This window comes from Mesorhizobium subarcticum, from assembly GCF_055456085.1.
On sequence record NZ_CM144237.1, the window covers coordinates 5250994 to 5266306 of the forward strand.

Below are 15313 nucleotides of genomic sequence, written 5' to 3' on the forward strand. Positions count from 1 at the left end.
CTGGAAATTTTCCAGCAAGTGAGAGATCGGCTGTCGCCCTGGCTGCAAGAACGCGTCAAATGGTGTTCAATTCCGATTGTTGCTGCTTCCAATGGGTGGCTAGTATCAGCTCGTTTGGATTAGGCGGCACCGCTGTGACAAAGGCATTCTAAGCCGAATCCCGAAGAGCCTGATCGAACATGTCTCGGTCCAAACTGGGCCTTGACGTGTCAGGCGATGTCGATATCGGCCGAACGATCGCCCCCTCAGTCTTGTCCAGATACTGCATCAAGGCCGTCACCAGGTGGTAGAATATGCTAGCAGGCGTTTCAGTGGCCAAGGCCCTGCCCTTCTCATCAATCCTGTCGATCCACAGTCCGAGGGGCGCCGGGTCGATATGCCAGCGAAACAGGCGTCCGACACGGATTTCTATCTCCGGCTTCAGGTCTGGCCCGCCGGTTCCATCGAGTGCGATCGCTGCTTTGATCGCCTCCGCCTGGGGCCAGCTGCGCGATATCACGTCCAGTGGCAAAGCTGAGCGCGACACGGAACCATAGGCCAATCCTGTCGATCGATTGAGCCCATTGGCTATGGCGGAAGCATAGAGCTTTCTGGCATAGGGGATGAGATCCGTCTGCCCGCTCTTGGCCGCAAACTCGACAAGGAGCGAGGCCCATTCGAAATGGTGGCCGGGCTCGGTCCATTGACCCTGCTCGCCCGCCGCCGGCTTCCATTCGTCGTCGAAAAACTCCCCAAGCGTCCAGCTGTCAGCATCGAAAAAATGCGTTCGGAAGAGATCGACGATGCGAGCGGCATGGCGAAGATAGCTTCGCTGGCCAGTAGCCGTATGCCACGCCAGGAAGGCTTCCAGCATATGCATGTGGGGGTTGCTGCGGCGTAGCCCAGTCCCGCTCGACGTTTCGAGGAACCCGTTCAAACGCCCATCTTCGAGATGCGCTGCGACGAAGGCGATCGTTTCTTCGCCCAGCCTGAGCGCATCCGGATTTTGCGCCAGGTGGGCGTATGCCAAGGCCAGAAGGACGCAGCCATGATCGTAGGCATCCTCGCACGGATCCGCGACCGCTCCGTCGAAGCTGAAGGTACGTGCCCATCCACCTCGACTGGTTCGTCCATTCTTCATGAACGCGATGCCATGCGCGATGATATCGTCGGCGGGCCCGTCCCATCCGCGCAGCTTGGCGACCGAAAACGCATAAACCTGCCGCGCCATTGTTCGCATGCGCTTGGGCTTGGCAAGCGGCTTGCCGTCGAGTGATAAAGCCTCGTGGAATCCGCCGTAGCGTTCGTCCACGCCCACGGTCGACCAGTGCGGCAACGTCTCATTGAAAAGCCAGTGTGCAACACGCTCGCGCCAGGCACCCGGCAGCAGAACATGATTGTGGGAAGGCGTGAACTTGGTTTCGAGGCGGCCCCATTTTTCAAGCCGCTCGACAACCCGCTTTACATTCTGGCTCTCGGCTACGGGGGCCACGAAGGTCGCATCGGCTGTCGAGACAACGGCAACGTTCTTCAATCCGATTGCCGACAGCAACCTGCCGCGGCTGCGCAGATAGGAATTCTCGCAATCTATGGCTACGACATCGCCGATCACCACATTGCCGTTATCATCGGTCACGCTTGAATCCAGCAATGATTGCCAAGAGCCAAGGTCGCTCCAACTGAAGCTTGCCGACACCAGAGCGATATTGCTGATTTTCTCCATGATGGCGTAGTCAATCGAGATCGCCGGGATCGACCCATAGAGATCGAGCGGTAGATAAGTACCAGAGACGTTTGTCGTCGCCGCATCCAGGGCTTTTTCAGCACGACTCCAAATCTCGGGACGATGGCGAAGAAAGGCTTCGCGCATGGTGCTCGCGCGGAAAAGAAAGATGCCAGTGTTCCAGAAAAATGAATCGGCGCCGATGTACCTCTTTGCAACCTCGAGCTCGGGTTTCTCGATGAAGCGAACCACGTTGCGAATGTCGGTTTCACCCGCCGGCGCCCCGGCCTCGATATAGCCATATCCGGCTTCAGGACGAGTTGGACGCAGGCCAAACACAACAATGCTGCCTTCGTCCGCAGCCTGCACGCCTTTCTCGATTGTCTCCCAGAATTCCAGGTTGGTGGAGATCGCATGATCGGAGGGCACGACGAGAACAATCCCATCGCCATGGCGAGCGATCGTGTGCAGCGCCGCTGTGGCGACGGCAGCTGCTGTGTTGCGTCCGACCGGTTCGAAGACAGCACATCCACCAGAAAGGTCAATTCCGGCAAGGTCAGACCGGACCCTGTCCGCGTTCCGTTCCGATGCTATCAGATGGATCGGCGTGTCAGTGTTGGAGCGGCTCTTCAGTCGCTTAACGGTTTGGGTCAGCATTGACCCGTCACCTGCGAAATCATGGAACTGCTTCGGATTGTCCTCCCGAGACAGCGGCCACAGCCGGGAACCGACTCCGCCGCTCAACACAAAACAGGAAATTCGACCAGTCATGACACTTTCAACCCGTTCAGACGCGACATAGATTGCCAAAAAGTTCTCCCTTGAGAACCGCGGCAGCCGGAGCCGACACAAGTCTCGGAGGGCTTGTGATCTGGAATTGCAATTGAACGACACCAGCACAATTCATGAGAGCCGCCGCCGAGTATTCCCGTCAACACAAGGCATGCTAGATCAAGACGCCCAGAAACCGTCAGCTCGCTCGCGCTGACTGACTTGTGCCAGGAAACATCTCGTTTAGCTTGTAGACGACCTCAGTCCTGTTGGTGGCCTTCAACTTCTTCATGATATTACGGATATGAACTTTGACCGTACTTTCTCGCAGATTGAGCTCGTGTGCGATTATCTTATTCGCCTTCCCGCGCCTGAGGGCTTGGACAACCTCCTCTTGGCGCTCGGTAAACACGCTCGCCATAGGTCTTGGCATTTCGACGTCGGCGTCAGTGGTCTTGTGTAGCCCCAAAAGGCTACTTGCCGGAACAAATGTGCCGCCGGCGATGACGAAGTTTATGGCTTCGACACAAATCTCGAACCGGAGCGATGAGGGGATATACGCTTTTGCCCCATAATTCAGGGCCTTGAGAATTTGCTCCAACTCGTCAGTGTCAGCCAATATCACAACTGGGGCGGGCTGAGCTTTCTTGACGAGATCGGCTATCGCCTCACCTGTCTTTGCATCACTCACCTTCCGACTTCCCAGGTTTAGCAGAATTGCCGAAGCCGACGGCATATTCTCGCACAGCTGCCATTCTTCGATAGAGCCAAATGAGACGATTTCTTTCCCGACGCGGTAAGCGGTCAAGCACTGCGCCAGGCATTGCCGGTCAAGCACACGTTCGTCGAGCAGAACCAGGCAAGTTTCAGCAGGGGCCTGTCCGTGAAGACGTATTGCACCCCCGCCTTTCTGACTGACGAGTTCCAGCCCGAGGATCGGTTTGGTATCTGTTTGAATTGCCGCAATCATGCCACTCACCCCTAAACATCACCCAAGGTCGAGACCGGCACGAGACGGGGATTTCGGGACAAGCGAAAAACTGCGAACGATCTTCTGTTCGCGTCAAAGTCTGGCAGACTGTGAGTTCCTAGGCCCCCGCCATGGTCACAGGTCTAATTCAATCAGGCTATCAGCGAAACCGCACGCTTTCACTAACGTATGTTAAAAAAGCGTAAAAAAACGAGAATTAATTTAGCGCGATGCGAGATACCCGATGTGGTCCATTGCGCGTAACCGTATCAAAGGCTCGTGTTATCGGTGTGAAACTCGCCGCTCACCCGGTCGAATGCGGCGGACCGCCCAAAGGAACTGGAGCGTCTTAGGTGTGGATACGGCGCCGCGTCAGTTGTCGACATACCTGTCGTCGAAGTCTGCAAACTTCGCGACGCCCTCTCGATCAAGCATCCGGACATGGCCCTGACGAAACTCCAGAAGCTTGCGTTCACGCAATTCTCGCAACATCCGATTGACGTGGATCGGGGTGAGGCCCAACGCGTCGGCGAGGTCGTATTGGGTAAGCGGGCAAGAATAGCCATTGCGAGTAGCACTACCCACACGCTCCAAGCGTGTCCTCAGTTCAAGGAGAAGGTGTGCTGTGCGTGTCAAGGCGCTGCGCCGCCCCACATTCGTCAGATGCTGTGCGACAAGCGCCCGCTGATGGACGAGAGTTTCAAGAAACAGGGAAGCTATGCGAGGCGATCTGGCGACTGCAAGCGCAAACGTCTTGGTTGATGCCTCGAATACCGTAAGGTCGGTCTGGGCGACGAAAGTCTCGGGAGCGGTCCCTGGGAAAGAGTGCGGCAGGACAACGTCGCCCTTTAACGCAAAATCCAGGATCTGACGCTGACCGCCAGCGAGATTGTGCGATATACATCCCCAACCAGAACTCGATTATGAAGACACGAGCAGCGTGCTGGCCTTGATCAACGATCGCTGTTTCGGCCGGATACCGCCTCGTCACGAAGCCGAGCGCTTTGATGTAATCCTTGTCATCGTCGTCTAGTCGGGCCGATGAAGGACGATTTTCGTTCCCAGTCAAAAATGGATGAGATGCAGATGCCATCGAACCCCACTAACCCCTCCTTTTAGCAACCATAGGGTAAATGTATATCAGGCTCGAATAGATGAGTAGCCTACATTAGCTACACCTATTGGATGAAGCTATGGCGTGGTTTTCCGCCCAAGTCAAAGCGGAGCTTGCCTCCACAGCCAATTTGGCGAACAGCGCCTGCAGGGCGCGGATCAGGCTTTGCTTTTCTTGAAACTTTCACGGATGGCCTCGACCATCTCACTCGCCACCATGCAACTGCGATTGTCCGCTGCAGCATTTCGCAGCGTCGTAGCGGCGTCTTTCAGCACCCCCCTGATTTCTCTGGCCGTAAGAATTTCGGATGCTTCCAATTCCAGCAGCAGCGCCTCGCTCACATGCAACGCAGCAAGTGCAATGGCCTTAGGCCTTTTGCCCTGCACGACGAGCAGGTCGCCGCCTGGTCTGTAGCGTGACTTCCTTTTTCCCATCTCAATCTCTCAATCTCTCGGAACCAGACCAACCTCCAACGCACGCCGTCGTCAGAAATGTGAACACCATACTAGCCCTATTCAACATCCCGACACAGCGTGCGGAGCCTACCAAATTAGCTGTAACTTATTGAACAGGTTGGAACCCAGCGCACCTCCCCACACCAGCCAGATAGCAAGAGGTCGGCATTTGCAGGTGCTGATCCTGCTAAGGACTCCCGCAACAGCTACCAACGCATCGTTACCAACAAAAACCTGCCGTGGGTTTACGCCGTCAGTATTCCGACCCATCACATGGCCGCCAGTTTGGTCGCACCTGAAACGGGACGGGCGAACCTTCCGCTGATGACGTTTTGGACTTTTCTCTCCAGCCAGGTGACGCTAGCACTTACAATCAAGACCGAGGCAACAGACAGGATAAACACGGCATAGACTGGAAGTCCGCTACGAAATAAAAAACAAACTAAAACCATCCCTAACGCATAGTGATTTAGGTATATGGTATAGCTTATCCGACCCATATAATTCACAAAATTTCGGTACGTAGCAATTTTTATGCTTATCGCGAGGTCCCATATTTTTCCAATCACCATTACCAACAACAATAAAACAAACAGTGAAACCGCTATATATTTATATTCTCCAGGACTGTCCAGATTGACCAATATCTCAATGATCCCCATCATTGAAAACAGAACAAACAGAGTGGCCATCTGCGCATGGCTGGGCCTTGGTCCACGATCTTGATTGCTAGCGATAAAAAAGACCATACCGGCCGCGAAGAACACGCCGTGCTGCAACAAGAGTATTTTGAACGGGAAGCGGGAGAGCACAGCTATCGCGCCCTGCGCTCCGGCGGAGGACGGCGCCAAATGCAGGCCACTCAAAACGAGAAGATATGCCGAGCTCGACAGGCCTATCAATTTTGCCAGGTCATAGATGGACAGGCGAAATTTCGACATCACGCAAACGGCGACCAACAAATAGAAAGCCGCCTGCACAACGAGCGACCAGACGACACCGTCAATGTATGGTCCCTTGGGAGATAGAACTGCAGATCTGGCAAAATCCATCACTAGAACTCGGAAGTCTTCGCCGTAAAAGCTGCGCGCAGCCAAACTGACGAGCGCCGACATCCACAAGGCAGGCAGGATGCGCGTGGCCCGGATACGAGCGAACCTCAAGGCTGCGGACATCCCGCCGTCGCGAGAGGCGCTCATTGCAATCGCAAATCCCGAAATCACAAAAAGGGTCGCAACACCCGCCGCCCCCAACCCCGCAAATACAGATAGGAACCCGAAGGCCGCATCCTTTCCGCTGGTCACGGATGCCGACGTCGCGGCATATGTAGCGAAATGGCTCAGTAGCACCAATATGGCGGAGAATATCCGCAGGAAGTCCAGGGTGAAGTAGTGCGGTCTGCGGTCCATGGGGCGTTATGGGCCTTTGCTTCGGACGCCACGAAGGGATCGCTTTTGCTACATCGAATGGCCGGTCGCGACCACTGCACCGTTTGGGTACGGCGTCATTCCTTTGGATAATCGGCCGTCTGAACTGGTTGCATCAGAGCCTTGCGGCCCGGACGGCTTTCCAGGCGCCGTAGGGCAGCTGCCCATATCAAGAGGCGCGCAAGGCGCCGTCCGCGGCGATCACCCGGATGCGAGTGTCGTCGCCGGCACGTTTGGCCTGCGAAGCAGACGCGGGATTGTGAAACCAGCCTCTTGCCCGATGTTGAAATCTTGCCCTCCAGCCAGAGGACAGCCAAGCTTAAAATCAAGACGGCCAGCAAGGAAGCCCCAAACGAAACAGGCGCAGAAAAACCATAAGAGTTTACAAACCAGACAATAATCATCCCAGAGGCGTAGTGGTTTAAATATAGAGGATAACTCAATTTTCCGCAGAATTTAATCGCTCGGCCATATGCGATAAGGCGTGAATTCACCGCATTCTGTGAAACGACGTTTAGAATTATCGCTATCACGCATAGAGCCCAGATTCCAACTGCTGCGATTCTGTATGGATAAACCCTGTCTACCGAGAACAGTATTTCCAACGCACCCATTGCGAGGAAAAAGCCCATCAACGTTGTCATTTTTGTACGGCGGAAATTCTGCAGATCACCGTTCAAGTTAAACAATATCATCCCAGACGCGAAAAAGACGCCGTGCTGGAGTAGCAATATCTTGAAGTGAAACCGTGATAGAAGCGCGATGATATCCGTTGAAAAGCCATTCGACGGCGCGACATTGAGAAAAAACAAGGAAGCTATGTAGATAGAGCTGCAGCTTCCTATAAAGATTGCCAGTCCGTAAAGGGAGACGCGAAACCGGGAAATTATAGAGAAAAATATGAGCGCATAGAATACCGCTTCGACAACCAATGACCATACAACACCGTCAATGTATGGGCCTTTGGGTGATAATATAATGGATCTGAAAAAATGCATCGACAGCGATGATATGTCCTCTCCGTAGGCAGATCTAGCCGCGAGGCTTATCAACGCCGATATCCATAAGGCTGGCAATATACGAACAGCGCGGAGTCGTGCGAATTGGAGTGCTTGCGACACCCCCCCGTTGCCGGAAGCACTCATGGCGATCACAAAGCCAGAAATTACAAAGAAGATTTCAACCCCCACTGCGCCCACGCCGGCGAAAGCCGAAAGAAAGCCGAACGCGGCCTGGTTGGTGTCGACAACCGATGCCGCCTGCCCTCCGAATGTCGCGAAGTGATTCAACAGCACCAGGGTCGCCGCCAAAATGCGCAGTATGTCTATCGCCAGATAGTGATGGGCAGATTTCATCGCACTTTCCGCACTTTGCCAGGCGCCAAAGTCGGGATGATAGACCGAAATGGTCAGGGCACCTGCTAGTACGTTCGGATATGCGGCAAAGTGCTGACCGCTGACATGGAACTGAGGGTAGATGCGTGCCTGATTGATTGCTAGTGACGAAGAATGCTTCTGACCGTCTGCCGGATTGCCGCATGGCTAACCCTTATTGCTATCGTCGTCGTAACGATTGTTCCAATCGGGATGCGGCCCGTGTCGGACTTTGGACCGGAACCCGAGCGAATAGCCGCTTTTCTGGCCCTTGGCTTGCTGCTCGGGCTCGCATACCACCGAAATTGGTTCCTGATGCTCTGCCTCGTGGTTGTTGCGGGGTTCGGCGTTGAAGCCTTGCAACTGTTAAGCCCAACGCGACACCCCGCCGTCGATGACGCTGTCATCAAGGCTGCTGCAGGGGTTGCCGGGGTCTTGGCCGGTTGTGTAATGGCGAGGAACGGTCGGTTGCGACAGCGCCCGTAAGAACTCTGCTCGCTCCTGTTATTCACAACAGAGGTTTTGAACTGATACGGGTAAGGACGCTCCATCAGTGGAGACCGGCAAAAACGGGTTCGAGGTGAACCGCCTGGCAAATTTGAATTGATCGAACCACGGCGACGGGGCTAGTCCCTTTTGCACGCCAGTATCATCCAAGTAGTGGAATGGACTGGAGGTTATGCCGAGCAGTAGGCTCACCGGGGGAAGTGCGCCTGGGGAGGCCGATGGTGATACCGTTACAAATCAGAGAGTTGTTGGAACTTGACGCGTACCGGCGAACGATCAAGGCAATCGACCATGCGTATGAACTCAACCTTGGAGACGCTGGCTCGGACGCGGAACGCGAGCGGGCACGGTACAAACGTCATTGGGAGACATTGTTGTACTCCGAGCAGATCGAAGCGATACGGACGCGACGACTGTTGAGGAAGGCAGACAGATTCGACTTGGCGATTGACGACGCGGTTGAGAATAGCCCGTTGTGGAGGCGGTCAACCCAGCTTAACAGCTGGATCCTGACGGCAAGCGGATACTCGGAAATCCAGAGCGCGATCCGGCAAGAGCGCAAGGAACAACGCCGAGCGGCCGTCGCGAGGATTGGCTGGGTCATTGGAATTTTTGGCTCGTTCACAGGACTGTTGTCCGTGTGGCGCTTTGCGCGGGGACTCTAGAAAGTCGGAGAAATACCCTGCCGGCTCCTCACTTCCGCTTGACGAGCCTATGCCCGGCTACCGGGACACGGACCATAATCAAAAAAGATCTAGCCGGTGCGGGGGCACCGGCCATGCAGGAAAGTTCTAGAAGCGATCCCAACCCGCACTGATTAATTTATATGCATATTAGCAATCGCGCAACTAATACTGAAGTCCTGCCCCGTTGCCGCACGTTCGGATCGTGATCTCCATCAGTAAGGCTTAGTTGCATCGTTGTGAGAACACAGCAATCATTCGCGGGCCAGGGATGGCCTTTCATGCATCCCTAAGCACTGTCCTTGGCACTTGGGCCACCGCGCGACCAAAGGAGGTTCAACAAATGACTGCTCAGCGCTTCAGCCGCCATGTGCACGTTTTCGTGGGGCTCGGCCTTCCGCATTTGGTATCGACTGTACAGGAAGCCCATCAGATTCTTGATGAATGGACCGGTAGCCGAAGCGCAAAATATGCGGAGGCCGCAGCGCTTTGCCATTCCGCACTTGGCCGCGGTGAACACGTTGAGTTGGCTTGCACTGCCTTTGAGGCATTTGCTCGAGCCCACGGGATTCTTGTGCCTGACGCGATCGAAGTCTCGGTTGCACGCACAGCTGAAGAGTGGATGACGGCCTATGATGCACGGTCCGTGATTTGAAATGCAGCTTTACCGCTGATGACTTTTTCGTTTGAAAAGGCACAATGGAACTCACCAGCGCGCTTGGTGCTCTCTGACAGATAGCGTCGCGTGTTCCAATCGCGATTGCGGCGGCACGGATTCGAATAGCGTTTTCCGCCGGCCTGTTTGTGTCGCGATTGATCGCACTCAGAAGCTTTTCAATCTAGGCCGCCGCGGTTTGGGCCGCGCCGAGTGACGCGGCTAAGCCGTCCAGCTCCGAATCCGGCTCCGCAGTGCCAACTCGAGGATGCTTTTTGCGAAATCGTGCGACGTTGTCGATATGAAGTGCATGGGAAGCGGCATTTAGGTAATCCGAATAATGCTGACTCATCTGAAGATGCCAAGTGGCGGCAGACGCCCGGGCCGATCGGCTGGCGGCCGGGCGGTATCGATTCCTAGACTTTCGAAAAGGCGAGCCAAAGCGTTCACTACCGTCACGTAACTGGTGGCGTCGATCGTTTCGCCGTGAGCTAGCCGCCCATCCTCATTTTCGCATACTTGCGTCAGGGCGGCCGCTCGTCGTGCTAAGATCATTTGCTCGTCGCGAACCGTTCCCCCAATGGCAACCAGGATGCTGTCGAGGATCTCGGCATGGCGTCGACCGTGGGCGGTTCGACGGTCGACGCCGCGCAAAGTCGGCTTGCTTATGGCCGAGCTTTCAGCCTGGATCTCGGTCCTCTGGCTGGTCTTTCGCGCGTGATTCCGTGGCATTGACGCAGCTGTAATGTTACCCTACCGAGATTATCGGCGCGATTATGGAGACAATCTCTCGGATTGCCAGCTAAAAAGCGCCAGATAGCATTTGACACACGATCAGGGGCGCGATCTGGCGACAAGGTGGCGGGGCCCTTGGCAATGCGGTCCCTAAGCGCACATCCAGGCATTGTCGTCGGCTCACGCCGGCTGACCAGCTCGAGTGCGCTCCCATTCAACCAATGCGGATTTGAGAAACAGCCGCCGACGATTGATGACCAGCGGCCGCGGGAACCCCAGCTTTTCATCCTGCAACCAACGCCAAAGCGTCATGTCGCTGATCTGGAAACGTGCCAAAATTTGTGGCGCCGTCAGATATGCGGCGTCAGCGGCCGACTCTTCGTTGTGGGAAGCGAGGTTGTGTTTTCCGACCATAGCGAACTCCAGAAACAGGATGCTCGCGGCGCAAAAACAAAAAAAGCCGGCGAGCCTGGTTGAAGACCAGAAGCTCGCGGCATCCGCCGCTCAGTCCCGTCACCTGCTCGCCATCGGCGCTTTTTGCGGTCTCCCGATATTGTCGAGAGGCAGGGGTATTCGAAGACCTAGAGAAGTTTCACGGCCTCGCCGCAAAACATGTCTCATGTTAGATCACCAGCAATCGTTATGCAACTGGACGTTGGCAAGGATTCCTCGAAGTCTTACGCAAGGCGTTCCCGGGCACGGCCAAGGGACAGCTTCACGACAACCTCGTCTTGATCGCCGCGGATAGCAGCCAACACGCTTAGCCAGCGCGGGCCGCCCTCAAGAATGGCGGCATTGAATTCCCGGCTACGGGCTGTCTCTTCCTCACGATCGCCGTCAACTCTCCACTCCTCAAACTTTGGCCACAGCGTCTCGTCGACCAGCAACTCGACATATCGCGTCCAAGCTTCGAGCCCCTGTCGCTTCTCGGCCTCGAAATCGTGCTTCTGATAGACGCCGACGATCCCTGCAAACGGCGATAACCTCTAGGCGAACGCCGAAGCCGGCCAGTCGGGTTGCTACCGTGCGGCGAAGATCGTGCAGCCCCCAAGGCGGCATAGGTTCGGCGTCTCCGTTGGCCTCCGCTCGCAACCGTCCTATCTCGGCGTCCAGCCGCGCCTTTGATCGACTGTATCCAGAGACGTGAGTTTCGCCGGTAGTGGTGAACGCGAACTTAGGCTCAATCTTCTTGCCGCTGGCGGCAATGACCGGCTCGCGAGGCGACTGCCCCAGGATGCCTACCACCAGATGCGACAATGGCACCGAATGCGGTTTACCATTTTTGTCCGAGACCCCGGCAGCCTCCATTCTGGCCAGTTCCCGCCCAAGGCCAGTTCCGACCATTCGATTCCGGCAACTTCCTCGCGGCGCTGACCGGTCAGCAGGAGCAGACGCCACATCGGTCCGAAGGGATATTCAAATGCCCCTGTACCGCGCCAGACGTCTTGCAATTCGGGATCGGTAAGCACTCGCTCGCGAGGCGTCTCCTCGGTCGGTTTGGTGATCCCATCACACGGCGATCCAGCAATGACGTCCTCGTCAACGAGCCAGCCAAAGAATTTTCGCAACGTGGCAAAAACCCTATTTGCCGTGACAAGCGATCCGCGGGCGACAATAGCTTTTAGAAGGTCCTTCACGTCTCGCTTTGTGACGTGAGCTACGTGGCGATCGCCCAAAACCGGATTGATCTCGGCTTTGAATTGCCGCTCGACCTCGGGCCAAGATCGGTTCTTCTGCGCCTTGCACCATCCTTCAACGAAGGCGGCGGCTTGGTTTCGCACCAGATCGCGTTCGGCTGCGGCCTGCTTCTCGGCCAAGGCATCCTCGGAAACCGGCTTGGCAGCCTCGATAGCCGCCTTCTTGGCCTTTGCCGGGTCCACACCTCCGACACGGCCGCCAGCGCGCGCTCCGCTGCCCTCCTGGCCTCGCTGAGCGTGTGTCCCTGTCCCAAAACAGGCCCGCCCACTGGCGGGTCTGATAGCCGGGTATTGAGCACGTGGCATGGTCAGCTTCTGCGATTTGCCCCCGAAGCGGTATCGGAGGGCCCATGATTTTGCGCCGCTCGACTGGATGACCAGATAGAGGCCGCGACAGCCACCGTCGGGGATCTCGCGCCGGCCGTTTGGGTCAGGCTTGGCGGCCTCGACGGCCTTCACTGTGAGCACGCTTGCCATGGTCAAATGCCCCTTCCGGGCAACCAGGGGTAACGAATTTCGTGTGGTTGGCGGCGTTACCCGATGTTAGTATCATTTGCAGACATACTCAAAGCCTTGCATTACAAGGCATGCGGCGCGCTCGGATGGTTTGCAATGTTAGACGTCGGGAGGCTTGAGACTTGACTGGGGGTCAAGGGGTCGTCGGTTCGAATCCGGCCACTCCGACCATTTTGAAGCAGGACTTGCCCCCGAAGTCCGCCTGGCCAGATCAGCCAATTCTCGAATGCCGCTTCCCGTACCCTGCTGGTTTCAGCTCGAATTGGATTGGGCATTCAAGCCTGGCACACATCCACCCACTCCGCGCCTGTAAGCTCAACCATCCTATCCGGTGCAATCCGCACGGCCGCGTTGGTGGCGCCGGCAGCAGGCACCACCTCGTCGAATTCGCGCAGCGAGACGTCGCAATAGACCGGCAGCGGCGCCGGCAGGCCGAAGGGGCAGACGCCGCCGACCGGATGGCTCGTGGCGGCGACAACTTCCTCTGCGTCCAGCATGCGCGGTTTGCCGCCGAACCGGTCCTTGAACTTGCGGTTGTCCAGCCTGGCGATGCCGCTGGTTACGACCAGCATGGTGCGGTCGCCGACGCGCAGGCAGATGGTCTTGGCGATCTGCGCCGGCAGAACGCCATGCGCTTCAGCCGCCAGCGTCACCGTCGCTGAACTTGCCTGCGTGACGATGACCTCGATATCGGGCGCATGAGCGGCGAAGAAGGCACGAACGGAGTCCAGGCTCATATCGGAAAAACCATGGGTCAAACCCTATTCAGGGCTAGGCGATTGGCAGGGATTTGGATGCAGCCCGTATAAACACGTGCGATCGGCAAATGGGCAAGCCTGGCCTGCCGGAGAACACTGTCAAATCAGCAAGAAACCCGCCAAACGGGCCTTGGCGGGTTCTCTTGCATGACTGTACTGATCTATGCCTGCGGTCGACCTTGCGCGGCCGGCGTCGGTGCGGCGGAAGCGATGAGAGCGTCCTGGGGCAACCGAAGCGCGGACGCGATACGGCGCAGCTTCGAGGGATCGGCCGCCCGGCCGTTCTCGATGTCCTCGATCTCGCCGACCGAGAGGCCGCAAGTCAGGGAAAGCTCTTCCACGCTGTATCCGCGGGTTTCCCGCATGGCTCTGAGGGTGGTGTAATCCGGCCCGATCTCACTGGCTAACGGTTCGGAGAGGGCATGGCTTGTTGCATTGTGGGGCATTGGCAACTCCGGTGGCTGAAAGCGTTTGATCAAAATGGAGCGTTGCCTGAGACGGCCGGAACATGCCCGCTCGCCAGCGATTTGCCAAGAGCCAAACAGGCCGTCACGCTATCGTGAACCTCTGGCCTGCGACGCGGCGGTTTCACACATATCGGCGCCATCAAGTTCTTTTGAACACCCGGCACCTTTTTGCCCGGAGGTTTAGGCCCACCTGTTCGTTGTTCTGATGCGCTGGGGTGAAAACCATCCGGTTTCAGCCAGCCCGTTCCCAGAAGGATCCCTGCAATGAACTTCAAGACAGTCATGGTCGTGCTCGGCACGATCTCCAGCCTTTCCGTTGCCGCCGTGAGCGGTGCTCAAGCGGCTGACGCGGTGCGCGTGCGCGGCACCGTGGTCAGTTTTGACCCATCGCTGCTCACCGTAAAAACCCGCCAAGGTGATACCTCCGCGATCAAGCTCAATACCGGCTGGAAGATCTCGGGTGTCGCCAGCGCCTCCGAAAAAGACATCAAGCAGGGCGATTTTCTCGGCATCGCCTCGGTTTCGAAGGCGGATGGCGGCAGCGGCGCACTGGAAGTGGTGATTTTCCCGGCCGCCTTGAAAGGCACCGGCGAGGGTGACCGCCCCTGGGACCTGCAGCCGAACAGCCGCATGACCAATGGCACCGTGGCCGACGTCACCGACATCAACGGGCGAGCCGTAACCCTGACCTACGACAATGGGCAGACAAAGAAGATTTCGATCCCCGACAGCACGCCAGTCGTGACCTTTGCCCCGGCCACGCCGACCGATCTCAAGCCGGGCGCGACCGTCTTCGTCAACGCTCAGCGTGAGGCTGACGGCACGCTGAGTTCCAGCCGCGTGGTTGTCGGAACCAATGGCGTGGTTCCGCCGATGTAATTTTCGGCCTCCCGGTGGTGGCGACCAACCTGGATTTCCCAGAAACAGTCCAGAAACAAAATTCTACAATCGGGAAATACTGACGAAAAAAAGTGGGCGCGTAATCCCATTCGCGGCGGTCGGGCTATCGACCCGATTTATATCTGCCTGCGAAAAAAAGGAAACGATCCATGAAGAAGTCCCTCGTCTCGGCCCTCGGGCTTGCAGCTGCAGTTGCTTTCACGGTTCCTATGATCGGCGCAACCAGCGCGGAAGCGGCCCCGATGGCAAAGCATCATCATCATCGTCACCACCATCATCATCGCCACCACCACTGGCACCACCACCACCATCATCATCACCACCACATGAAGAAGATGGTGAAGAAGGCCTAATACCAGACCGCCAACGAGAAGACCGGCCTTGGCTTCTTGTTCAAGGCTGGTCTTCTCCTGGCTGTGCAATGCCAGGCCCGACATGAATCGGCCGATCGAATTTCGCCTGATGACATTGCTGGCCCAGGATTTTCGGCGCCGCTCCGATACCGCAACGATCAGCGAAATCTTTCACGCGGAGCCAAATCGCGATACGGCAAGGGATGTTTCTGACCGGTACCTGCACCGAT

Annotated in this window: 15 protein-coding genes; 3 read left to right on the top strand and 12 right to left on the bottom strand. The window is 56.7% G+C overall.

The annotated features are described in order from the left end of the window. Positions 1-148: 148 nt before the first annotated feature. From ACZYHG_RS25645 to ACZYHG_RS25670, 6 genes are all read right to left on the bottom strand, one after another. Positions 149-2473, bottom strand: coding sequence for an AGE family epimerase/isomerase (locus tag ACZYHG_RS25645; RefSeq protein ID WP_464614787.1), 2325 nt, complete (start codon positions 2471-2473; stop codon positions 149-151). A 199-nt stretch (positions 2474-2672) separates the two neighbouring features. Beyond that, on the bottom strand, positions 2673-3443 hold the full coding sequence (locus ACZYHG_RS25650) for a response regulator transcription factor (RefSeq protein WP_464610916.1): 771 nt from the start codon (positions 3441-3443) through the stop codon (positions 2673-2675). Positions 3444-3815: 372 nt separating this feature from the next. Then, positions 3816-4097 carry a Crp/Fnr family transcriptional regulator gene (locus ACZYHG_RS25655; RefSeq protein ID WP_464610917.1) on the bottom strand — a complete coding sequence of 94 codons (282 nt, stop codon included), beginning with the start codon at positions 4095-4097 and terminating at the stop codon, positions 3816-3818. A gap of 618 nt (positions 4098-4715) precedes the next feature. Continuing rightward, positions 4716-4991 carry a hypothetical protein gene (locus tag ACZYHG_RS25660; protein ID WP_464610918.1) on the bottom strand — a complete coding sequence of 92 codons (276 nt, stop codon included), beginning with the start codon at positions 4989-4991 and terminating at the stop codon, positions 4716-4718. A 290-nt stretch (positions 4992-5281) separates the two neighbouring features. After that, positions 5282-6421 (bottom strand): acyltransferase family protein, encoded by a 1140-nt coding sequence (locus ACZYHG_RS25665; RefSeq protein ID WP_464610919.1) that lies wholly within the window; start codon positions 6419-6421, stop codon positions 5282-5284. 95 nt (positions 6422-6516) lie between these two features. Continuing rightward, positions 6517-7794 carry an acyltransferase family protein gene (locus ACZYHG_RS25670; RefSeq protein WP_464610920.1) on the bottom strand — a complete coding sequence of 426 codons (1278 nt, stop codon included), beginning with the start codon at positions 7792-7794 and terminating at the stop codon, positions 6517-6519. Positions 7795-8025: 231 nt separating this feature from the next. Here ACZYHG_RS25670 and ACZYHG_RS25675 point away from each other — a divergent pair, with 231 nt between their 5' ends. Both ACZYHG_RS25675 and ACZYHG_RS25680 read left to right on the top strand, forming a co-directional pair. Next, positions 8026-8298, top strand: a complete 273-nt coding sequence (locus ACZYHG_RS25675) for a VanZ family protein (RefSeq protein ID WP_464614788.1) — start codon at positions 8026-8028, stop codon at positions 8296-8298. A gap of 1047 nt (positions 8299-9345) precedes the next feature. Further along, positions 9346-9657, top strand: a complete 312-nt coding sequence (locus ACZYHG_RS25680) for a DUF982 domain-containing protein (protein WP_464610921.1) — start codon at positions 9346-9348, stop codon at positions 9655-9657. 915 nt (positions 9658-10572) lie between these two features. Here the strand turns inward: ACZYHG_RS25680 and ACZYHG_RS25685 are convergent. The 5 genes from ACZYHG_RS25685 to ACZYHG_RS25705 form a co-directional block, all read right to left on the bottom strand. Further along, positions 10573-10806, bottom strand: coding sequence for a helix-turn-helix transcriptional regulator (locus ACZYHG_RS25685; RefSeq protein ID WP_464610922.1), 234 nt, complete (start codon positions 10804-10806; stop codon positions 10573-10575). A 263-nt stretch (positions 10807-11069) separates the two neighbouring features. Continuing rightward, the gene (locus tag ACZYHG_RS25690) at positions 11070-11279 is read right to left on the bottom strand and encodes a hypothetical protein (RefSeq protein ID WP_464610923.1); all 210 of its coding nucleotides are present in this window, start codon (positions 11277-11279) and stop codon (positions 11070-11072) included. Between the two features lie 351 nt (positions 11280-11630). Then, positions 11631-12566 carry a tyrosine-type recombinase/integrase gene (locus ACZYHG_RS25695; RefSeq protein WP_464614789.1) on the bottom strand — a complete coding sequence of 312 codons (936 nt, stop codon included), beginning with the start codon at positions 12564-12566 and terminating at the stop codon, positions 11631-11633. Between the two features lie 314 nt (positions 12567-12880). After that, a complete protein-coding gene (locus ACZYHG_RS25700; protein WP_464610924.1) occupies positions 12881-13342 on the bottom strand; it encodes a YbaK/EbsC family protein in 462 nt (153 codons plus the stop codon). Positions 13343-13524: 182 nt separating this feature from the next. Beyond that, entirely contained in the window at positions 13525-13809 is a 285-nt protein-coding gene (locus ACZYHG_RS25705) for a helix-turn-helix domain-containing protein (RefSeq protein WP_464610925.1), read from the bottom strand. Between the two features lie 285 nt (positions 13810-14094). On the opposite strand from ACZYHG_RS25705, the gene ACZYHG_RS25710 reads away from it, so the two are divergent. Continuing rightward, complete coding sequence (locus ACZYHG_RS25710; RefSeq protein ID WP_464610926.1) at positions 14095-14709, top strand: hypothetical protein; 615 nt, start codon at positions 14095-14097, stop codon at positions 14707-14709. A 137-nt stretch (positions 14710-14846) separates the two neighbouring features. Here the strand turns inward: ACZYHG_RS25710 and ACZYHG_RS25715 are convergent, their stop codons facing one another. Beyond that, complete coding sequence (locus ACZYHG_RS25715) at positions 14847-15167, bottom strand: hypothetical protein (RefSeq protein ID WP_464610927.1); 321 nt, start codon at positions 15165-15167, stop codon at positions 14847-14849. Positions 15168-15313: the final 146 nt, after the last annotated feature.